Origin of the sequence: Roseivivax sp. GX 12232 (assembly GCF_021272185.1) — a bacterium.
Classification (GTDB): Bacteria; Pseudomonadota; Alphaproteobacteria; order Rhodobacterales; family Rhodobacteraceae; genus Roseivivax.
The window spans coordinates 145367-165930 of the sequence record NZ_JAJSEC010000002.1; the positions used below are offsets into that span (position 1 = coordinate 145367).

The window sequence follows — 20564 nt, forward strand, 5'->3', positions numbered from 1 at the left end:
ACAAGGACAAAGGACGAAGAGATGCTGAACATCGAGAACCTGCACGTGAAGCTCGAAGAGGAGGACAAGCAGATCCTCAAGGGCGTCAACCTCGAGGTCGAGGCCGGCAAGGTCCACGCGATCATGGGCCCGAACGGCTCGGGCAAGTCGACGCTGTCCTACGTGCTCTCGGGCCGGGACGGCTACGAGGTCACCGAGGGATCGGCGAACCTTCTGGGCGAGGACATCCTCGAGATGGACCCCGAAGAGCGCGCCGCCGCGGGCCTCTTCCTGGCCTTCCAATACCCCGTCGAGATCCCGGGCGTCGGCAACATGACCTTCCTGCGCACCGCGGTGAACGCGCAGCGCAAGGCGCGCGGCCAGGAGGAGATGTCCTCCACCGACTTCCTCAAGGAGGTCCGCGCCAAGGCCAAGGAGCTGGAGATCGACGCCGAGATGCTGAAGCGTCCGGTCAACGTCGGCTTCTCCGGCGGTGAGAAGAAGCGCAACGAGATCCTGCAGATGGCGATGATCGCGCCGAAGCTCTGCATCCTCGACGAGACCGACTCCGGCCTCGACGTGGACGCGATGAAGCTGGTGGCCGATGGCGTGAACAAGCTGCGTTCGCCCGACCGCGGCTTCCTGGTCATCACCCACTACCAGCGGCTTCTGAACCACATCAAACCCGACGTCGTGCACATCATGTCCGACGGCCGGATCGTGAAGACCGGCGGCCCCGAGCTGGCGCTCGAGGTCGAGGAAAACGGCTACGCAGACATCGTGACGGAGGGCGCGTAATGGCTCAACCGCAGGTGAAATTCGACGCGACCGAGGAACGGCTCGCGGCGCTCTCGCTGCCCGAGGGCGGCTGGAGCGAGGCGGCCCGCCGGGACGCCCTGGCGCGGGTCCGCGCCATAGGGCTGCCGCATGCCCGCGACGAATACTGGAAGTACACCAAACCCGCGACGCTGGTCGCCCCCGAGGCGCCCCATGCGGCGCTCTTCGACAGCGGCGAGGCGCCGCTCTTTGACGCGGTGGACCGGCTGAAGGTGGTCTTCGTGGACGGCGTCTTCGATGCCGAGGCCTCGGACGACCTCTCGCTCGCCGGGATCGAGATCGAGCGTCTCGGCACCAGCGGCGCCGACATCCACTGGGCCAAGGACCTCTACGGCCGGCTCGAGCTGGCCGGCCAGGACCCGGTCGCCCGGCCGCTGGCGGCGCTCAACACCGCTTTCGCGACCGACGGCGTGCTGATCCGCGCCACCGGCAAGGCGGCGAAGCCCGTGAACCTGGTTTATCGCCATAAATCCGAGACTTCGGATGCGATCCTGCATCACTGCATCAAGGTCGAAGAGGGCGCGGAGCTGACCGTTCTGGAGAATGGCCCGGCGGCAGCGCGCTTCAACAAGGCGATGGAGGTCGAGGTCGCGGACAACGCCACCTTCCACCACATCCGCGCCCAGGGCCGCGACCACGAGCGCCGCGCCGCGACGCATCTTTTCGCGCGCCTCGGGCAGGAGTCGGTCTTCAAGTCCTTCACCCTGACCGCCAACGGCAAGCTGACCCGCAACGAGGTGGTGATCGAGCTGACCGGCGACGACGCGGTGGCCCATGTCGCTGGCGCCTGCATGGGCGACGGCGACTTCCACCACGACGACACGGTCTTCGTCACCCATGACGCGGTGAACTGCGAAAGCCGGCAGGTCTTCAAGAAGGTGCTGCGCAACGGCGCGCGCGGGGTCTTCCAGGGCAAGATCCTGGTGAAGCCCGGCGCCCAGCAGACCGACGGCTACCAGATCAGCCAGTCGCTGCTGCTCGACGAGGACAGCGAGTTCGACGCCAAGCCCGAGCTCGAGATCTACGCTGACGACGTGGCCTGCTCGCATGGCTCGACCTCCGGCGCGATCGACGAGGAGGCGCTGTTCTACCTGCGTTCGCGCGGGGTGCCGGTGGGCCATGCCGAGGACCTTCTGACCCTGGCCTTCCTCGCCGAGGCGGTGCTCGAGATCGAGGACCACGACCTCCAGGACGAGATCAACGGCCGGATCGAGGCCTGGCTCCTGAGACGCCGGGCCGCCTGATCCCGTGGCTGTCTCGACGGATATCCTGGCGAGCTATCGCGGGCCGGGGGCGGTGTTTCGTCGCCGCCTCGCCGCGGGCCCGCGCGAGGACCGGGCGCTGGCGCTGCTCATGGCGGCCTGCCTGCTCTACTTCCTCTCGCGGCTGCCGGCGCTGGCCCGCCAGGCGCATCTGGCCGGCGAAGAGCTGAACCCGCTTCTGGGCGGGGCGCTCTTCGGCTGGATCTTCATCGCGCCCCTGGTCTTCTACGGGCTGGCGGCGCTGAGCCATATCGTGCTGCGCGCCCTGGGCGGCCGCGGCAGCTGGTATGGCGCGCGGCTGGCGCTGTTCTGGAGCCTTCTTGCGGCAAGCCCGCTGGTGCTCCTGAACGGGCTGGTCGCGGGCTTCATCGCCGAGGGTCCGGCGCTGACGCTGGTCGGTCTGCTCTGGATCGGGGTCTTCCTCTGGTTCTGGATCACCGGCCTCAAGGTCGCCGAATACGGCGAGGCCGTGGCATGAGCGTCGCGGGCTTCCTCCAGCTCGCCTGGCAGAGCGTCGTGACCCCCCGCGAGGTGGCGCGCTGGCTCCTGTCGCTCCGGCTCGGGACCGAGGCGCTGCTCCATTCGGGCGCGCTGGCGCTGGTCCTGAACACGCTCTTCGTGCGCGCCGCGGCGCTGCAGGTGGCACCCGATCCCGCCATCGCGGCGTTCGTCGAACAGCCGCTGATCTTTTTCGGCGGGCTCGTGGGCATGCTGGCGCTCGGCACCCTGGCGCTGACCTGGGCGGGCCGGGCGATCGGCGGCACAGGGCAGATGCGCGACGTGGCGCTGCTCCTGATCTGGCTGCAGGCGCTTCGGGCGCTGGTCCAGGCGCTGATGCTGGTGCTGATGCCGATCCTTCCGGCGCTGGCGCTTCTGGTCTCCTTTGGGGCCGGGCTCATCGGGATCTGGCTCCTGATCAACTTCCTTGCCGAGGCCCATGGCTTCGCCTCGCGCGGCAAGGCCGCCTTCCTGCTGCTGATCGCGGTGGCCGGGCTGGCCGTGGGGCTGTCTTTTCTCTTCTCGCTCTTCGGGGCGACAGCAACCGGGATGAACGCGAATGTATGACGTGACCGAGATCCGCCGGGATTTTCCGATCCTGTCGCGGCAGGTGAACGGCAAGCCGCTGGTCTATCTCGACAACGGCGCCTCCGCGCAGAAGCCGCAGGTGGTGATCGACGCGGTGACGCGCGGCTATGCCGAGGAATATTCCAACGTCCACAGGGGCTTGCATTACCTTTCGAACCTCGCGACCGAGAAGTACGAGGGTGTGCGCGGGATCATCGCGCGCTTCCTCGGGGTCAGCGACGAAAGCCAGATCCTGCTCAACACCGGCACCACCCAGGGCATCAATACCGTCGCCTACGGCTGGGCCATGCCGCGCATGGAAGCGGGCGACGAGATCGTCCTGTCGGTCATGGAACACCACGCCAACATCGTGCCCTGGCACTTCCTGCGCGAACGCCAGGGCGTGGCGCTGAAATGGGTCGATGTGGACAGCCGCGGCGCGCTCGATCCGCAGGCGGTGATCGACGCCATCACCCCCAGGACCAAGCTCGTGGCGATCAGCCATCTGTCAAACGTGCTGGGCACCGTGGTCGACGTGAAGACGGTGATCGAGGCCGCCCATGCCAAGGGTGTGCCGGTCCTGGTCGACGGCAGCCAGGCGGCGGTGCATATGCCCGTGAACCTCGACGAGCTGGGCGCGGATTTCTACGCGATCACCGGGCATAAGCTATACGGACCAAGCGGTTCCGGGGCGATCTTCATCCATCGCGACAGGTTGGCCGAGATGCGGCCTTTCCTCGGCGGCGGCGACATGATCCGCGAGGTGCACAAGGACAGCGTGACCTATGCCGAGCCGCCGATGAAGTTCGAGGCGGGCACCCCCGGCATCGTGCAGACCATCGGGCTGGGCGTGGCGCTCGAATACCTCATGGATCTCGGCATGCAGAATGTCGCCAAGCACGAGGCGCAGCTGCGCGACTATGCCCGCGACAGGCTCGACGGGCTGAACTGGCTGAGCGTGCAGGGCACCACCGAGGACAAGGCGGCGATCTTCTCCTTTACCATGAACGGCGCCGCGCATGCCCATGATATCTCGACCATTCTCGACAAGAAGGGCGTGGCCGTCCGGGCCGGGCATCACTGCGCCGGACCACTCATGGATTTCCTCGGCGTGACAGGCACTTGCCGGGCGTCCTTCGGTCTTTACAACACCGAGGCCGAGGTCGACGCGCTGATCGATGCGCTGGAACTGGCACACGACCTTTTCGGCTGAGCCGGTTGTATCCTGAGGGGGGCTCCTTAAGGTAGCGCGCGATTGCCACAGACCTTGGAGCCGCCCATGCCCGCGCCCGCGCCGCTGACCGACGCCGACCAAATCTCCGACATCGCCTTTGGCTTCATGGGGTCCAAGGCCTTGTTCACGGCGCTCGATCTGGGGCTCTTCACGGCGCTGGCCGACGGCCCGCTCGACGCCGAAGGGGCGGGCCGCGCGGCGGGGATCCATCCCGACCGGGCCGCGACGCTCCTGACCGCGCTGGCGGGCCTCGGCCTCGTCACCGTCGAGAACGGGCGTTTCGCCAATGCGCCTGCCGCGGATGCTTTCCTCGTGAAAGGGGCGAAATACGACTTCGGCGACTACCTGCGCCTGCAGGTGGGCCGGCAGATGTATCGCCTGCTCGACCAGCTTGGCCCGGCGCTGACCGGCGCGCTGCCCGAGGGCGCCACCGACAGTTACGAGAGCTGGTTCAGCGACCCCGAGGAGGCGCGGCTTTACTCCGAAAGCCAGCACGCGGGCTCGGCTGGCCCCGCGCGGCAGCTCGCCAAGAAGGTCGACCTTTCCGAGGCGCGGCACCTGCTCGACGTGGGCGGCGGCACCGGGGCCTTCGCGATCGGGCTCTGCAAGGCTTATCCCGAGCTGCGCGTGACGATCCTCGATTTCCCCAATGTCGCCAAGCTCGGCCGTGCCTATATCGCCGACGCGGGCCTGTCGGACCGGATCGACTACGTGGAGGGCAACGCCATCGAGGCGGCCTGGCCCGAGGGGCTCGACGCCGTGCTGATGTCCTATCTCTTCTCGGGCGTGCCGGGCGAGGCGCAGCCGCGGCTGCTCGACAAGGCGCGCGCGGCGCTGAACCCCGGCGGGCTGGTCATGGTGCACGACTTCATCGTGAACGCGAACCGCGAGGGCCCGCGGCTGGCCGCGCTCTGGCAGCTCCAGCACACTGCCTTCACTCCCGAGGCGCGGTCGAACGACACCGACAGCCTGGCGGCGCTGATCAGCGAGGCGGGCTTCGAGACGCCCGAGATCGGGCCGATGATCCCCGAGATGACCATGCTCGCCCTGGCCCGGAAGGCCGGCTGAGCGCGCGGGCGCGGGAATTTTTTCCCGCGCCGGTGATCCGCCTTGCGTCCGCCCGGCCAAGCCGTTACCTAGCGCGCAACGCACCCGTAGCTCAGCTGGATAGAGCGCTGCCCTCCGAAGGCAGAGGCCCAAGGTTCGAATCCTTGCGGGTGCGCCACTTACTTCCCTGAAAGTTTAGCGATTTTTCGGTCGTGATTTTTTACGGTGCGGCTTTGGTGCGGTTTCGGTGCGGAAACGATTACTGATCGTCGCCCATCGCGAGAAGCTTGGCGCTTTTCGGAACGGTCATCACAGCGGGGCGTCGACAGGGACGCGTTAGCTCCCTTCTGGACCGAGCTTCAGGCTCCAAAATGTGCCCTTCGCCGAAGCTCACGCCCGCGACGCATTAGCCCTGGACCCCCACCGGGCCTCCAAATTTGCACAATCTTCCGGTAAGACATCCGCAAATCCCGGGGTCTCCCGGGGAGAGTTGCGAGGCAGAGATGAACGCGAACCAGATCGTCAACATGGTCGTCCGCATGGTCATGCGGAAGCTGATCGGCCGAGGCGTGAACGCCGGGATGGACCGCGCCTTCGGCAAGGGCAAGAGCCCCGAGGAGATGACCCCCGAAGAGCGGCGCCGTGCCAAGACCGCCAAGCGCCAGACCCGGCAGGCCGGCAAGGCCATGCGCGCCGCGCGCCGCATCGGGCGGTTCTGAGCGGGTCGGATTTGCGCTGAGAGATTGGAGAGACCCCGGCGGCGGAGGCGCAGCCGGGGTCTTTGTATGCGTCTGAGGGGGCCGCGCGCGCGGCGCGACGCCAGCAGGCCAGATGGCGCGAGACCGGACTCCCTGTGAGCGTCAGACCCGGTGCAGCTTCAGCCCAGCGAGCGTCAGGGCAGGGCGCCCGGGGGCCTGAACCGGCCCCCGGGGCTCCAAGCCCACCGCTCAATAGGCCTCGACGTAGACCACCTGGCGCGTCGCTGGCTCGACCACCACGAGCTGGTCGTTCACCGGCACGTAGCGATAGGCGCTCTCGGGCACCTCGTAGAGCAGCACGTCCTGCGGGATCACCGCGCCCGATTCGATCACCAGTTCGCGCTCGACCGGGCTTACCGGGTTGGCGCGCGCATAGGCCAGGACCGGGGTATAGGCCGGGTCGACGACCACATCGGCCTCCTCGTCGGCCTTGATCACGGCGATGACCCGGGCGTTGCTCCAGTCGTAGCGGGTGACGGAGACGCGGTCGAAGTTGACGTCGAGCGTCGCCTTCTGCACCCAGCCCTGCGCGCCGTTGTAGCTGACGCGGCACCAGTCGACGGCCTCGAGGCAGGTCTCGACGGTGAACTCCGCCTCGGCGGGGATGGTCGCGGCCACGGCGGCGCCGCTTTCGGGCGTGACCTGGATCTCGAGGGCGTAATCCTCGGAGGTGGTCACCGCCTGGGCCGCGATCGGGGCGGCGATGGCGGCGGACAGGGCGGTGCCGGCGATCAGGAACTTGGCGTTGGTCAGCATTTCTCTGCTCCCATGATGACAGTCGCGACCCGATGCGGGCCGGATGCGGTGCCAATCCGCGAGCCATGAGCGGCGTTCCCTCGGGGGTGGGGGGAGGCGTGGTGCCGGGCGGAAAGTCGCCGATAGGAGGAGATTGTCGCGGGCGGGTTCCCGCTTGGGTTGCCGGTTTGTCGGGCGCTGTGGCGCGGGGGACAGCAAGGTTCAGCGCAGAGTGGGGGGAGAGAGCTGCCGTCGAACCCTTAATTCAGCCGGCCCGCCCGAGGATCAGCGCGCCACAGACCGGCCGCGCCGCCCCGCCTCAGGCCCGGAAATGCTTGGAGAGCTTCAGCCCCTGGCCCTGGTAGTTCGAGGCGATCCCCGCGCCGTAAAGCTGCGCCGGGGGCGCGTCCATGCGCTCGTAGACCAGCCGCCCGACGATCTGCCCGTGCTCCAGCACGAAGGGCGCCTCGTGGCAGCGCACCTCCAGCACCCCGCGCGAGCCCGCGCCGCCGGCGGCGGAATGGCCGAAGCCCGGGTCGAAGAAACCCGCGTAATGCACCCGGAACTCGCCCACCATGGCGAGATAGGGCGCCATTTCGGCGGCATAGCCGGGCGGGATATGCACCGCCTCGCGGCTGACGAGGATGTAGAAGGCATCGGGATCGAGGATGATCCGCCCGGCGCGGGTGCGCAGCTCTTCCCAGTAATCCGCCGGGTCGTAATGGCCGAGACGATCGAGGTCGATCACCCCGGTGTGCGGCTTGGCGCGGTAGCCGACAAGGTCGTCCTGGCCCTCGGGCTGCAGGTCCACCGAGAAGCCCAGCCCGTCGCGGATCAGGGCCTCGCCGCCGTTCACAAGTTTCTCGGCCTCGTGCAGCGCGGTCAGCTCGGCGTCGTCCAGAACCGAGCGGCCCCGGCGAAAGCGGATCTGGTTCAGTCGCATGCCCGGGCGCACCAGCACCGAGAAGGAGCGCGGGCAGATCTCGGCATAAAGCGGGCCGCGGTAGCCGGGGGGAATTCGGTCGAACTCGGTGCCGTCGTCGGTGATCGTGCGGGTCAGAAGGTCGAGCCGCCCGGTGGAGCTCTTGGCGTTGGCGATGGCGGCGACGCCGTCTTCGAGGTCGAGGCTTTCCATCAGCGGCACGACGTAGACGCAGCCTTTCTCGAGCACCGCGCCGCCGGAGAGGTCGACCCGGTGCATTTCGAACTCGGCGATGCGGTCGGCGACGCTGCGGCCCTGGCCGGCCAGGAAAGAGGCCCGGACGCGGATCGCCTCATGGCCGAGCCGCAAATCCAGGCTCGCGGGCTGGATCTGGCCTTCGACCAGCGGCGCGCCGGGGGTGATGGCGCCCCGGTCGATCAATGCCTCGATCTGCTGGCTTGCAAGCACGCCCGTCATACCGGCCTGTCCCTCCTGTCGCTTCGCAATCCTTAACAAGCGGGCAGGGGGCAGGGAACGCCAAAGCGTTCATTTGGTGCAGAAATCGGTGAATTGGTCGGGCTAGCAGGACTCGAACCTGCGACCTTCCGTCCCCCAGACGGACGCGCTACCAGGCTGCGCCATAGCCCGACTTCTGGAGACGGTTCATACCCTTTTTGCGCGCCGTCGCAACCCCAACAAAGCGGAAAATTTACGAAGCCTGCCGGGTCAGGTCGCGCAGGCGGTCGACCAGCGGGGTCAGCGCCGCGGCCTCGTCGCGGGTCAGGGCGCGGAGCCCGCCGAGATGCGCCAGCGGGCCCTTCGGGGGCGTGCCGGGCAGGGTCTCGGTGGTGGCGGTGGCGCCTGGGTCGGGCAGATCGGAGGTCTCGGGCACCTCGGGCGCGGGCTCCGCGGGGGGCTGCCCGGAGAGGCCCAGGCCGGACTTGGCCTCGGGCGCGCGCACGCCCTCGCCGCGTTCGGTCAGCGGCTTGGCGAGGAACTCCGGCGTCTCGCCGAAGAGCCCGCCCTCGGGCAGGGGCGTGTCGCTTGGCACGCTGCGCTCGGGCGCGGGCGGCTTGGCGGTGGTGTCTTCGGCGGGGTGATCCGCTGCGCTCTCGGCGGAGGCCGAGGCGGCGGTCTTGTCTGTGCCTTCTGCGGCGTCACCGCCAAGAGGCGCGGGGGCATCGGTCGGGGCGACCTCCTGGGTCTCGGGGAGCTCGGGCTGCGCGGCCTCGGTCGTGTGCCGGGCGTCGGTCGTGTGCCGGGCCTCGGTCGCGTGTTGCGTGTCGGTCGCGTGCTGCCCCTCGGACGCGCGCGCCGCGTCGGGCGTGTGTTGCTCCTCGGCCGTATGCGCGGCGTCGGACGTGTGCTGGGCCTCGGATGTGCGCGCGAGGTCCGGCGCCTGCTGCGCCTTACCCGCCTCGGGCCGCGCCGCCTCGGCGGTCTTGCCGGTAAAGGGCACCACGGTCGGCTGCGCGGGTTCGGCCTCGGTGAAGGGTGCCTCCTCGCCGGCGCTATCAGCGCCTTCTGGAGCGGGCGCTTCGGCCGCCGCCTCGGGCTCGGCCTCGATCCATTCCTCGCCGGGCAGGGGCTGCGACAGGTTCGCCACCGCGCGCAGACCCTTCTCGGAGAGGATCTTCTGCACGCCCTTGATGGTCATCCCGTCGTCATGCAGGAGCCGCTTGATCCCGCCCAGAAGCAGCATGTCGTTCGGGCGGTAATAGCGCCGCCCGCCCGCGCGCTTGACGGGTTTCACCTGGGCGAACTTGCTTTCCCAGAAGCGGAGGACATGGGCCGGGGTCTCGAGCCACTCCGCCACCTCGCTGATCGTGCGGAAGGCGTCGGGGGATTTACTCATCGGGCCTCTCAGCTCTTGTTGCCGACCGCGACGCGTTCCTTCATCAGGTGCGAGGGCCGGAAGGTCAGGACGCGCCGGGGCTGGATCGGCACCTCTTCGCCGGTCTTGGGGTTGCGCCCCACCCGGGCCGCCTTGTCGCGCACGGAAAAGGTCCCGAAGGACGAGATCTTCACCTGTTCGCCCGCGACCAGCGCGTCGGACATATGCTGCAGCACCGCCTCCACCAGATCGGCGCTTTCGTTGCGCGACAGGCCGACCTCGCGGAAGACGGCTTCGCTCAGATCCATACGGGTGAGAGTATTGTCCCCCATAGCCACCTCCCGGCTGACATTTCGGCGAGTTTAGGCGCGGCGGATTTTCCGAGTCAATATCAAGGGCTTGCAGAGGCGGCCACAGGGGCCGCCGCGGGCTACCAGCGCAGCACCACCGCGCCCCAGGCCAGGCCGCCGCCGATCGCCTCGGTGACGACCAGATCGCCGGTCTTGATCTTGCCCTCGGCCTTGCCGACCGAGAGCGCCAGCGGGATCGAGGCAGCCGAGGTATTGCCGTGGTCCTGCACGGTCACCACGACGTTCTCCATCGGCAGGCCGAGCTTCTTCGCGGTGCCCGCGATGATGCGGATATTGGCCTGGTGCGGCACCACCCAGTCGACATCCGCGCCGGTCAGCCCGAGCTTGCCGAGCGCGGTGGTCGCGGTCTGGGCGAGCTTCTCGACCGCGTGGCGGAAGACCTCCTTGCCCTCCATGCGCAGATGGCCGGTGTTGCGGGTCGAGACGCCGCCGTCGACATAGAGGATGTCCTTGTGGCGCCCGTCCGAGTTGAGATCGGTGGAAAGTACCCCGCGGTCCTCGACGGTGCCGTCACCCTCCTGCGCCTCGAGGATCAGCGCGCCTGCGCCGTCGCCGAAGAGCACGCAGGTCGAGCGGTCGTTCCAGTCGAGAATCCGCGAAAAGGTCTCCGAGCCGATGACCAGCACCCGGCTGGCCTGGCCCGAGACGATCAGCGCATTGGCATTGGCCAGCGCGTAGATGAAACCCGCGCAGACCGCCTGCACGTCGAAGGCAAAGCCCTTCTCCATGCCGAGCCCGGCCTGCACCATGGTCGCGGCGGAGGGGAAGGTCAGATCGGCGGTCGAGGTGGCGACGATCACCGCGTCGATGTCTTGCGCCGTCAGCCCGGCGTCGGCCAGGGCCGCGCGGGAGGCGTTCACCGCCATCTGCGAGGTGGTCTCGTCCTCGGCGGCGAAATGCCGGCGCTCGATGCCGGAGCGGGTGCGAATCCAGGAATCCGAGGTATCGAGCGTCTTTTCGAACTCGGCGTTCTCCACCACCCGTTCAGGAAGATAGTGGCCGCATCCGGCGACCACAGCGCGCGTCGTCATGTATCCGTTCCATCTGTTCCGGCAGAGGTCGCGGCATCCTCGGCAAGCTCCGCGGCGGATGCAACCCGTGCCTTGAGGCGATCGGTGAAGCCCGACTCGGCCAGCCGGAAGGCCAGTTTCACCGCGGCCGACACGCCGGTGGCGTCGGCCGCGCCGTGGGATTTTACCACAGTGCCGTTGAGACCGAGAAACACCCCGCCGTTGACCCGGCGCGGATCGGTGCGCTTGGAGAGCCGCTTGAGCGAGGTGAAGGCCAGGAGCGAGGCGATCCGCGACAGCGGCGAATAGGCGAAGGCCTCGCGCAGGAGGTCGCGGATGAGGCTCGCCGTGCCCTCGCCGGTCTTCAGCGCGACATTGCCGGTGAAGCCGTCGGTCACGATGACATCGGCCTTGTTGCCGGGAATGTCGCCGCCCTCGACGAATCCCACGAAGTCGAACTCCGCGTCGTCGCAGGTCTGGCCGATCATCCGGTGGGCGTCATGCAGCTCGGAGCGGCCCTTGTGCTCCTCGGTGCCGACGTTCAGGAGGCCCACCCGCGGCCGGGCCAGGGCCAGGCCGTTGCGGGCGTAGGAGACGCCCATCAGCGCGTATTGCAGAAGGTCTTTGGCGTCGGCCCGGATGTCGGCGCCGACGTCCAGCATCACGTTGAAGCCCTGGGCGTTGCGGGACGGCCAGAGAATCGCGATGGCCGGTCGGTTCACGCCCGGCAGCTTGCGCAGCCGCACCATCGACAGCGCCATGAGCGCGCCGGTATTGCCGCAGGAGACGGCCACCGTCGCCTCGCCCTCGCGCACCGATTCCAGCGCCGACCACATCGAGGTGCCCTTGCCACGGCGCATGACCTGGCTGGGCTTGTCGTCCATGGAGACGACATCCTCGGCATGGCGGATCTCGCAGCGGCCCTCGAGCTCGCGGGTCTTGGCCACGAGCTTCTCGAGCACCGGCTTGTCGCCATGCAGGATGAAGCGGACGCGCGGGTTTTTCTGCGCGGACAAAGCGATGCCGGCGACAACCGCCGCCGGCCCCTGATCTCCGCCCATCGCGTCGATGGAAAGCACTACCCCCGCGTCGCCCGTCGCCCTCTGATCCTGCTCGGAGGTCATGGAGATGGGCCTCGCGCGGCTGATGCTTAGGCGGCGTCTTCGTCCAGATCGACCTCATCGGCCACGGCGACCACTTCGCGGTCGGCGTAGTTGCCGCAGGAGGGGCAGACGTGGTGCGGGCGCTTCAGCTCGCCGCAGCTGGTGCATTCGTTCGGGTTCGACGCGACCAGGGCATCATGGGCCCGGCGGTTGTTGCGGCGCGATTTCGAAACCTTGTTCTGTTGGACGGCCATGTCTCAACCTCAATCTCATCTGGGGCGGGCGCTCCGCCCGTCGGTGTCGGTAAACTGGCGGGCTGATAGTCCCTATCGCGTCCCGCTGGCAACCCTGAATTCATGTGAAGGCGCGAACATAGTCAGGGCGCGCGAAAACGCAAGCCCCTTCTGCGGTTACTCGCCCTCGGTTCCGCCCAGTTTCTGCTTGAGCGCCTCGAGCCCGGCAAAGGGCTTGGTCTCTTCCTCGCGGATCGGCTCGGCGCCCTCGGGGCGGGCCTCGGCGGCGACCGGCGGGGCATCCTCGGCGCGCGGGTAGTCGGGGGCGGCCAGCGACAGCGCCTCGATCATCGCGGCCTCGGGGGCGATGCTCTCGCCCAGGGGCTCGATGCTGTCGTCCTCGGGCATCTCCACCTCGGAGCCGGGCTCCGGCGTCTCGAGCTGGCGCTCGGGCGTATAGGTGCGGCTCACCTTCTGGTCGATGCGGGTGGTCACCGGGGCCAGCGTGACCACGCAGGTCTGCACGATGGTCGCGCCCAGAAGCCCCTCGAGCCGCCAGCCATGTTTGCCGAGCGGCTTCAGCTCGCCCGAGAAGGTCAGCTTGCGGATCGCCTCGAAGCCCAGCTCGCGGGCGATCTCGGCGCGGGCCTCGGGGCCGGAGGTCAGCGCAAAGGGCGTCGGCGCGCTGTTGTCGAGTTTCGCGACCCGGAAGGGTCCGGGGCTGGCGTCGGTCTCGGCCATGGTCTTGCGGGCTCCTTGCCTTGGGGCGCGCGGGCGAGGGCGGGCGGTACCGGGGCGGCGCTGCTGCCCCGCTGCCTCGCCACGGGCCCCACCCGCGCGATTCTGCCTGTCGCCGCATCGGCTTGATTGCCGGGGCGTCCTTCTGTAATCGGGATAAAAGGCCGATGGGCCCCAAGGCAAGAGGGACGCGATGAGCGGCAGTCACAAGCGGGCGACGGGCAAGGCCAGCGCCCTTCTTTCGGCAGCCATGCTGATGCTTGCCGCCTGTAGCGCGGATTTCCGCAACCACGGCTATGTGCCCCCCGAGGAAGACCTGCAGGCCATCGTGCCCGGCATCGACACCCGCGCCACCGTCGAGGAGACCGTGGGCGTGCCCACCGCCTCGGGCGTGTTGTCGGACAGCGCCTACTACTGGGTCGGCTCGACCATGCGCCATTTCGCCTGGCAGCGGCCCGAGGTCGTGGAGCGCGAGGTGGTGGCGATCTCCTTCAGCGAGGCAGGCGTGGTCTCCAACATCGAGCGTTACGGGCTCGAGGATGGCCGCGTGGTGCCGATCTCGCGCCGGGTCACCGCCAGCTCGGGCGGCGACATCAGCTTCATCCGCAAGCTCTTCGGCAATATCGGCTCGCTGAACCCGGCGGGACTCGTCGGGGAATAAGCCCATGCGCCCCGGTCCGGTTCAGGCTTGGCGCGGGGCGGGTCAGGGCCGGGCGGCATGAGCGGCACAGGCTTTTCCCTCGAACGTGGGCGCTACCGGGCGCGGCTGGCCGAGGGGGTCTCCGACCGCGAGGCGCTGGCGCGGTTGCGTCATCAAGCCTTCTTCGGTGGCCCGGGCCGCGATCGTGATTCCTTCGACGACATCTGCCGGCATCTCCTGGTCGAGCCCCGCGAGGGGGGCGCGCCGCTGGCCTGTTTCCGGCTGTTGCAGCTCTCGGGCGGAGCCGAGGTCTCGCGGTCTTATGCGGCGCAGTTCTACGACCTCTCCGGGCTTTCGGGATTCGCCGGGCCGCTCATCGAGATCGGCCGGTTCTGCCTCGCGCCCGGCCTGCGGGACCCGGATGTGGCGCGCCTCGCCTGGGGCGCGCTGACCGCGCTGGTCGATGCCGCCGGGGTCGAGATGCTCTTCGGCTGCGCCTCCTTTCCGGGCACCGACCCCGAGGCCCATCGCGCCGCCTTCGCCCGGCTCGGCGCGCACCACCTCGGCCCCGAGGTGTGGCGGCCCCGGGTGAAGGCGGCGCGGGTGGTGTCTTTGGGTGGTTTTTCAGGCGAGGAGGGTGCGGCGCCCGACCCCCGCGCGGCGCTGAAGGGCATGCCGCCGCTTCTCAAGAGCTACCTCGCCATGGGCGGCTGGGTCAGCGACCACGCGGTGGTGGACGTCGAGATGAACACGCTGCACGTCTTCACCGGCGTCGAGATCGGCCGCATCCCCGCCGCGCGCAAGCGCGCCTTGCGGGCGGTGGCGGGGTGAAGGGGGAGGTCTGACGGGGCGAGGCGCTGTCGGGAGCAGTCGTGCACGCGACGGGCTGACCTTCTGAGCGAACGTTGGTTCCGCCCACACCGCGCGCCTAACCACCCACACCGCACATCCAACCGCCCCTCACCACACTCCCCACCCACACCAAGAGTGCCGCGCCCGACCCTGGGTGGGCGCAGGCGTCCCCGTCTGAGCTGATCGCTTTATCTCAAAAGCCCCGGACGACCGCTGAATTCCGCATGACATCGCCAAAGCGCCCTCCCGGGGGGAGGGTCGGGCGCGGCACGGGCTGGTCGCCCGCGCCTTGGCGGGTTGTGAGGACGGCGAGTCGGGGGCATTCGCGAGGTCTGGGGCAGGGCGAGAGCACCTTCCGAAGTTAGTGCCCGCTGTTCCGTCCCGGGTGAAGGCAAGCGCCTCTTTCACCGAACCAGGTGGGCTTCCTCCACCAGCCCCTCACCACGCGCCCCGCCCAAAACCAAAGTGCCGCGCCCGACCCTGCGTGGGCGCAAGCGTCCCCGTCCGAGCTGCACGCTTTATCTCAAAAGCCCCGGACGACCGCTGAATTGGGAAGGACTTCGCCAAAGCGCCCTCCCGGGGGGAGGGTCGGGCGCGGCACGGGCTGGTCGCCCGCGCCGAGGCGGGGTGTGAGGACGGCGAACAGGGGGGAGGGTCGGGCGCATTGGGGCGACAGACCTGCGTCTGTCCTTCTCGCAGGAGGCTTGGCCTTGGGCCGCCAGGTATTCGGGGCGGAGTGCCACCCCCCCCCCCCGGTGCTGTCGGCAGTTACTCCGATCTCCGCACCAAGCGCCCACCGTCGAAATTGACCCAGCCGCCCGCATGCGCCCCCGCCGCCTCCACCGCTTACCCTCCGCGCCCCGGCACCCCCACACCCCGCCCCTTGCGGGTTCTCCGCTGCACTGCCATAGCCCGGCCATGGCACAGGCACCGCTTCTCCAGCTCTCCGACATCTCGCTGACCTACGGGGGCGAGCCCGTCTTCGCCGATCTCAACCTCGTCGTGCAGCCCGGCGACCGGGTGGCGCTGGTGGGGCGCAACGGCTCGGGCAAATCCACCCTGATGAAGGTCATGGCCGATCTCGTGGAGGCCGACGAGGGCCTGCGCGTCGTGCCGCCCGGCACCTCGGTGGGCTACATGGAGCAGGAGCCCGACCTCTCGGGCTACGAGACCCTGGGCGAGTTTGCCGCCTCCGAGCTCGGCCCCGCCGAGATGTACCGCGTCGAGGCCGCCGCCGAAGGGCTGAAGTTCGACCCTGCGCGCCCCGTGGCCACCGCCTCGGGCGGCGAGAAGCGCCGCGCGGCGCTGGCCAAGCTCATGGCCGAGGACCCCGAGCTGCTGCTTCTCGACGAGCCGACCAACCACCTCGACATCGAGGCCATCGGCTGGCTCGAACGCGAGCTGAAGTCCACCCGCAAGGCCTTCGTGCTGATCAGCCACGACCGCCGCTTCCTGTCGGAGCTGACCCGCGCGACGCTCTGGATCGACCGGGGCGCGGTGCGCCGCCAGGAAGAGGGCTTCGCCTCCTTCGAGGCCTGGCGCGACAAGGTCTGGGAAGAAGAGGACCAGCAGCGCCACAAGATGGATCGCAAGATCAAGGCCGAGGCCCGTTGGGCGGTCGAGGGCATCTCGGCGCGGCGCAAGCGCAACCAGGGCCGGGTGCGGGCGCTGCAGGACCTGCGCCAGGAGCGCGCCGCGATGATCCGCCGCCAGGGCACCGCGGCCATGGACCTCGCCTCCGGGCCCGCCTCGGGCAAGAAGGTGATCGAGGCCGAGGCACTGACCAAGGGCTTCGACGGCAAGCGCATCGTCTCGGACTTCTCGATCAAGATCGAACGCGGCGACCGGGTGGCCTTCGTGGGCCCGAACGGCGTCGGCAAGACCACCCTCATTCGCATGCTCACCGGTGAGGAAGAGCCCGACGCGGGCGCGGTCAAGCTCGGCACCAACCTGGTGCCCGCGGTCTTCGACCAGAGCCGCGCGCGGCTCGCCCCGGAGATGAGCCTCTGGGAGAACCTGACCGGCGATCCCGAGATGCGGGTCTCGGGCAAGGCCGACCAGATCCTGGTGCGCGGCGAGCCCAAGCACGTGGTGGGCTACCTCAAGGAGTTCCTCTTCGACGAACGCCGGGTGCGCGCGCCGGTGCGCTCGCTCTCGGGCGGGGAGAAGGCGCGGCTCCTGCTCGCCAAGATCATGGCGCGGGAATCGAACCTGCTGGTTCTCGACGAGCCGACCAACGATCTCGACGTCGAGACGCTGGACCTCTTGCAGGACCTGCTTGGCGACTACCAGGGCACGGTGCTCCTGGTCAGCCACGACCGCGACTTCCTCGACCGCGTGGCGACCACCACCGTGGCCATGGAGGGCGACGGCCGGGCGACGCTTTATGCCGGGGGCTGGTCGGACTACCAGAGCCAGCGCCCGAAGGCGCGCGGTGCCGCCGAGACCGCGAAGCCCGCGCCCCAGAAGGACAGCGCGGCCAAGCCCAAGCCCAAGGGGTCGGCGAAACCCAAGGGGCTGAGCTTTTCCGAGAAGCACCGGCTCGAGGAGCTGCCCGCCGAGATCGAGCGGCTCGAGGCCGAGATCGCCAAGCTCAACGAGCTTCTGACCGATCCCGAGCTCTATTCCCGCGAGCCGGTGAAGTTCCGCAAGGCGACCGAGGCGCTGGCCGAGCGCCAGGACCGGCTCTCGGGCGTCGAGGAGGAATGGCTGACCCTGGAAGAGAAGGCCGGCGGCTGATCCCGGGCCCGCGCGGCTTACCGCGCGTAGCCCAGCCGCCGCGCGGCGACCATCAGGACGCCCACGGTCATCAGGATCCTGAGCACGTGAAACAGGCTCACGAGCGCGGGATTGACCGCCAGAGAAAGCGCGATCAGCGACATCTCGGTGACCCCGCCCGGGGCGAAGCTGAGGATCAGCTGCATGACCTCCATGCCGGTCACCCGCGCCAGCAGGACCGACAGCGCCGCGCCGAGCCCCAGCATGAACAGCACCGAGAGGATCGACAGCACGATCCCCTTGCGCACATGCGCCGCGGTGATGCCGAGAAACCGCAGGCCGAGGCTCGTGCCGACCACCACCTGCGCCACGGCGATGGGCCAGAAGGGCAGGTGCAGCTCGATCAGCCCGGCGAGGCTCAGGACCGCGGTGATCAGGAGCGGGCCGATGATATGGCCCGCGGGGATCTTCACCACCCGCGCCAGCGCCAGGCCCGCCGCGGCCGCGGCGCCCATCAGGACGAAATCCTTGAGCTGCGGCGGCACGCCGCCGTTCATCGAGACGCCCGCCGCGCTGCCCACCGGCGCGCCGATCCAGATCGAGATCGCCGCCGGCACCAGGGTCACCACCATGATGATCCGCAGGAACTGCTGCAGCGTCAGGATGCGCACATCCGCGCCCGAGCTCTCGCCAAGCGCGATCGATTCCAGTAGCCCCCCGGGCGTGCCCGAGAAGAAGGCCGTCGCCCGGTCGTAGCCGCCGAGGCGCCGGAAGATCAGCGTGTTGCCGGCGTGGGCGACCACGGTGAAGACCAGGATCGCCACCAGCGCCACCGGCACCGCGCGCAGGTCGCGCAGCAGCTCGGGCCCGGCCTGGGTGCCGATCATCACGCCGATCAGCGCGATGAAGGTGATCCGCAGCCGGTTGGGAAAGACATAGGATTTCAGCGCCCCGTCCTGGAACAGGAGCACCGCCAGCGCCGAGGCCGCCAGCGAGCCGATCATCCAGGGCATCGGCACATGCGCCCAGGCCGCCAGCGCGCCGCCAAGCGTGCCCGCCAGGAGCAGAAGCGCGGTCAGACGCAGGGTGCGGGCATCGGGACGGGGGAGCATGCCCCGGGCTTATGCCCGTTTCGCGGGAGCCGCAAGTGAGCCTCGCCAAGGGCTTGGCGCGGGGCCTGGGCGGCTTAGCTCCCGGCCCATGACAGGGGCGCTTTTCATCGGGTCGAACATTTACCGGGGCTCGCGGTACGGGCGGCTGCACCCGCTCTCGATCGAGCGGGTGCCGGCGGTGATCGACCTTTGCCGGGCGCTCGGCTGGCTGCCCGAGGCTGAGTATCGCGTGAGCCCGCGCGCCAAGCCCGCCGCGCTCACCGGCTTTCACACCGAGGACTACGTGGCGGCGCTGGCCCGCGCCGAGGCCGCCCAGGCGGTCAGCGGTGAGGACCAGCGGCGCCACGGGCTCGGGACGCTCTCGAACCCGGTCTTCCCCGAGATGTATCGCCGCCCCGCCACGGCAGTGGGCGGCGGCATGCTTGCTGCCGAGCTCGTGGCCGGGGGCGGGGTGGTGCACAACCCCGGCGGCGGCACGCATCACGGCTTTCCCGATCACGCGGCGGGCTTCTGCTATCTCAACGAGCCGGTGCTGACGATCCGGCGGCTGCTCGACATGGGGCTGAGCCGTGTGGCCTATGTCGACATCGACGCCCATCACGGCGACGGGGTCGAGGCGGCCTTCGCGGGCTCCGAGGCGGTGCGGCTGTTCTCCTGTCACGAAGAGGGTCGCTGGCCCTTCACCGGCGCGCTCGAGGATGACGCCGGGGGCGCGGCCTTCAACCTGCCCTTGCCGCGCGGGGCGCATGACGGCGACTTCCGGCTGTTCCTCGAGGAGGTGGTCCTGCCCGGCGTCGAAGCCTTCCGGCCCGACGCGATCTACCTGCAATGCGGGGCGGATGCGGTGCTCGAAGACCCGCTGTCGCGGCTTGGGCTGTCGAACAACGCGCATTTTGCGGCGGCGGCGGCGCTGCGCGGGCTCTCGCCCCGGCTGATCGTCTCGGGCGGGGGCGGCTACAACCCCTGGACCGTGGCGCGGCTCTGGAGCGGGATCTGGGCGACGCTCTCGGGCCGCGAGATCCCCGAGGCGCTGCCGCCCGCCGCCCGGGGCGTGCTTGAGGCTTTACGCTGGTCGCGCCGGGGGCGGCCGGGGGAGACGCTGCTGTCCACCCTGCGCGACGCGCCCAGGGACGGCGCCGCGAGCGCCGACGTGCGGGCGCGGGTGGCAGTGCTGAAGGGGCGGATTTGAGGGGGTTTTGGTGTGCTCGCGCTACGTCCATAGCCCGTGCTACCTGCGCCCGAAAAGCACCGAAGGTGCCGGGCGCGCGCCGGACCGGCCCGATGGGCCGGCGCTTCTTGGGATGGCGCGCATAGTTCTTCGCTAGCCCTGACCATTTTGGGAAAAAGCGCCTCGCTCAGAGGTCGGCAGCGCCGGCCCCCGGTCCGGTGCGCGCCCTCTGGTGTGCGGGGTGAGAGGGAGGCGGGTGCGGGTGTCGGCGGTGCGCTGTTGGGCTTCGACGGTGGGCTGACGGGGGCGGCAGGGAAACGTCACGCCCGCAAGCTGCGTGCTTGGGCCTGATGTCTATTGCGGTGAGGCTTAGCACCAAGCTTCCTTGCACCACAGCCGCTCAGATCACCCCGTCAGACAGGCCAAACCTCTCGGCGCCACCCCACCGCCCGAGGCCCATACGCCCCAATCACACCCATGTCGGAAAATCTTGGAGCGGGTGAAGGGAATCGAACCCTCGTCGTCAGCTTGGGAAGCTGCTGCTCTACCATTGAGCTACACCCGCATGCGGAGCCATCTAGCACCGCCCGCGGACCACGTTCAAGCGCCTTTGCACGCCCCTTGTGCGCGGATGTTGCAAAGAGGCGCAGAGACGTGACTTGCGTGAAACGCCGCTCCGGGGCATGATCTAAACCAATCGGTTCAGTTTCTGACCTGCGCAGCGAAGGAGGCCTGCCATGTCGTATATCGCAATGCCCCAGGGCCGCGTTCTGCCCAGGCTCTCGCGTCGGGATTTCACCCTCTGCAAGGCGGCGGTGCTGGTGGCGCTGATCGCGCTCGGGCATATGACCGGCCACCTCGAGGCCGCCGAAGCCGGCGAGGGCCTCAAGGCCTTCAAGACCGCCTTCTGCGACAATGTTGCCGGAATCGGCGAGGCCTGACCGGC

21 protein-coding genes and 3 tRNA genes are annotated in these 20564 nt (G+C 69.1%); 13 read left to right on the forward strand and 11 right to left on the reverse strand.

Translation table 11 applies throughout. The annotated features are described in order from the left end of the window. Window positions 1-21 precede the first annotated feature (21 nt). From sufC to LR948_RS04690, 8 genes are all read left to right on the forward strand, one after another. Entirely contained in the window at window positions 22-777 is a 756-nt protein-coding gene (sufC, locus tag LR948_RS04655; protein WP_232752802.1) for a Fe-S cluster assembly ATPase SufC, read from the forward strand. Further along, window positions 777-2060 (forward strand): Fe-S cluster assembly protein SufD, encoded by a 1284-nt coding sequence (sufD, locus tag LR948_RS04660; protein WP_232752804.1) that lies wholly within the window; start codon window positions 777-779, stop codon window positions 2058-2060. The genes sufC and sufD overlap by 1 nt, the downstream gene beginning before the upstream one ends. A gap of 4 nt (window positions 2061-2064) precedes the next feature. After that, window positions 2065-2556, forward strand: a complete 492-nt coding sequence (locus LR948_RS04665) for a YIP1 family protein (protein WP_232752806.1) — start codon at window positions 2065-2067, stop codon at window positions 2554-2556. Next, window positions 2553-3143 carry a Yip1 family protein gene (locus tag LR948_RS04670; protein ID WP_232752807.1) on the forward strand — a complete coding sequence of 197 codons (591 nt, stop codon included), beginning with the start codon at window positions 2553-2555 and terminating at the stop codon, window positions 3141-3143. Before LR948_RS04665 ends, LR948_RS04670 begins: the two co-directional genes overlap by 4 nt. Beyond that, complete coding sequence (locus tag LR948_RS04675) at window positions 3136-4356, forward strand: cysteine desulfurase (protein WP_232752809.1); 1221 nt, start codon at window positions 3136-3138, stop codon at window positions 4354-4356. Before LR948_RS04670 ends, LR948_RS04675 begins: the two co-directional genes overlap by 8 nt. A gap of 66 nt (window positions 4357-4422) precedes the next feature. Beyond that, the gene (locus LR948_RS04680) at window positions 4423-5445 is read left to right on the forward strand and encodes an acetylserotonin O-methyltransferase (protein ID WP_232752812.1); all 1023 of its coding nucleotides are present in this window, start codon (window positions 4423-4425) and stop codon (window positions 5443-5445) included. 80 nt (window positions 5446-5525) lie between these two features. Then, a tRNA-Arg gene (locus LR948_RS04685) sits at window positions 5526-5602 on the forward strand. Between the two features lie 325 nt (window positions 5603-5927). Next, window positions 5928-6143 (forward strand): hypothetical protein, encoded by a 216-nt coding sequence (locus LR948_RS04690; RefSeq protein ID WP_232752813.1) that lies wholly within the window; start codon window positions 5928-5930, stop codon window positions 6141-6143. A 228-nt stretch (window positions 6144-6371) separates the two neighbouring features. On the opposite strand, the gene LR948_RS04695 is transcribed toward LR948_RS04690, so the two are convergent. The 9 genes from LR948_RS04695 to LR948_RS04735 form a co-directional block, all read right to left on the reverse strand. After that, complete coding sequence (locus tag LR948_RS04695) at window positions 6372-6938, reverse strand: DUF1236 domain-containing protein (protein WP_232752814.1); 567 nt, start codon at window positions 6936-6938, stop codon at window positions 6372-6374. Between the two features lie 298 nt (window positions 6939-7236). Further along, window positions 7237-8316 (reverse strand): 2'-deoxycytidine 5'-triphosphate deaminase, encoded by a 1080-nt coding sequence (locus tag LR948_RS04700; RefSeq protein WP_232752816.1) that lies wholly within the window; start codon window positions 8314-8316, stop codon window positions 7237-7239. A gap of 94 nt (window positions 8317-8410) precedes the next feature. After that, a tRNA-Pro gene (locus LR948_RS04705) sits at window positions 8411-8487 on the reverse strand. Window positions 8488-8548: 61 nt separating this feature from the next. Beyond that, window positions 8549-9694 (reverse strand): MerR family transcriptional regulator, encoded by a 1146-nt coding sequence (locus LR948_RS04710; RefSeq protein ID WP_232752817.1) that lies wholly within the window; start codon window positions 9692-9694, stop codon window positions 8549-8551. 8 nt (window positions 9695-9702) lie between these two features. Further along, a complete protein-coding gene (gene ihfA / locus LR948_RS04715; RefSeq protein ID WP_232752818.1) occupies window positions 9703-10005 on the reverse strand; it encodes an integration host factor subunit alpha in 303 nt (100 codons plus the stop codon). A gap of 98 nt (window positions 10006-10103) precedes the next feature. After that, a complete protein-coding gene (locus LR948_RS04720) occupies window positions 10104-11075 on the reverse strand; it encodes a beta-ketoacyl-ACP synthase III (RefSeq protein WP_232752819.1) in 972 nt (323 codons plus the stop codon). Continuing rightward, window positions 11072-12178 (reverse strand): phosphate acyltransferase PlsX, encoded by a 1107-nt coding sequence (gene plsX / locus LR948_RS04725; RefSeq protein ID WP_232752821.1) that lies wholly within the window; start codon window positions 12176-12178, stop codon window positions 11072-11074. The genes LR948_RS04720 and plsX overlap by 4 nt, the downstream gene beginning before the upstream one ends. Before the next feature lie 26 nt (window positions 12179-12204). Next, window positions 12205-12411, reverse strand: coding sequence for a 50S ribosomal protein L32 (gene rpmF / locus LR948_RS04730; RefSeq protein WP_232752822.1), 207 nt, complete (start codon window positions 12409-12411; stop codon window positions 12205-12207). 156 nt (window positions 12412-12567) lie between these two features. Next, a complete protein-coding gene (locus tag LR948_RS04735) occupies window positions 12568-13131 on the reverse strand; it encodes a DUF177 domain-containing protein (protein WP_232752824.1) in 564 nt (187 codons plus the stop codon). A gap of 190 nt (window positions 13132-13321) precedes the next feature. Here LR948_RS04735 and LR948_RS04740 point away from each other — a divergent pair, with 190 nt between their 5' ends. From LR948_RS04740 to LR948_RS04750, 3 genes are all read left to right on the forward strand, one after another. Then, window positions 13322-13789: an outer membrane protein assembly factor BamE gene (locus tag LR948_RS04740; protein ID WP_232752825.1), complete on the forward strand. Its 468-nt coding sequence runs from the start codon at window positions 13322-13324 to the stop codon at window positions 13787-13789. Window positions 13790-13846: 57 nt separating this feature from the next. After that, complete coding sequence (locus LR948_RS04745; RefSeq protein ID WP_232752827.1) at window positions 13847-14599, forward strand: GNAT family N-acetyltransferase; 753 nt, start codon at window positions 13847-13849, stop codon at window positions 14597-14599. Between the two features lie 939 nt (window positions 14600-15538). Continuing rightward, entirely contained in the window at window positions 15539-17359 is a 1821-nt protein-coding gene (locus LR948_RS04750; RefSeq protein ID WP_232752828.1) for an ABC-F family ATP-binding cassette domain-containing protein, read from the forward strand. 17 nt (window positions 17360-17376) lie between these two features. Here the strand turns inward: LR948_RS04750 and LR948_RS04755 are convergent, their stop codons facing one another. Beyond that, window positions 17377-18450, reverse strand: coding sequence for an AbrB family transcriptional regulator (locus tag LR948_RS04755; protein ID WP_232752829.1), 1074 nt, complete (start codon window positions 18448-18450; stop codon window positions 17377-17379). An 88-nt stretch (window positions 18451-18538) separates the two neighbouring features. Between LR948_RS04755 and LR948_RS04760 the strand changes: the two genes are divergently transcribed. Continuing rightward, entirely contained in the window at window positions 18539-19639 is a 1101-nt protein-coding gene (locus LR948_RS04760) for an acetoin utilization protein AcuC (protein WP_232752830.1), read from the forward strand. Window positions 19640-20109: 470 nt separating this feature from the next. Here the strand turns inward: LR948_RS04760 and LR948_RS04765 are convergent. Next, window positions 20110-20183, reverse strand: a tRNA-Gly gene (locus LR948_RS04765). Between the two features lie 172 nt (window positions 20184-20355). Here LR948_RS04765 and LR948_RS04770 point away from each other — a divergent pair. Continuing rightward, window positions 20356-20559 carry a hypothetical protein gene (locus LR948_RS04770; protein ID WP_232752831.1) on the forward strand — a complete coding sequence of 68 codons (204 nt, stop codon included), beginning with the start codon at window positions 20356-20358 and terminating at the stop codon, window positions 20557-20559. Window positions 20560-20564: the final 5 nt, after the last annotated feature.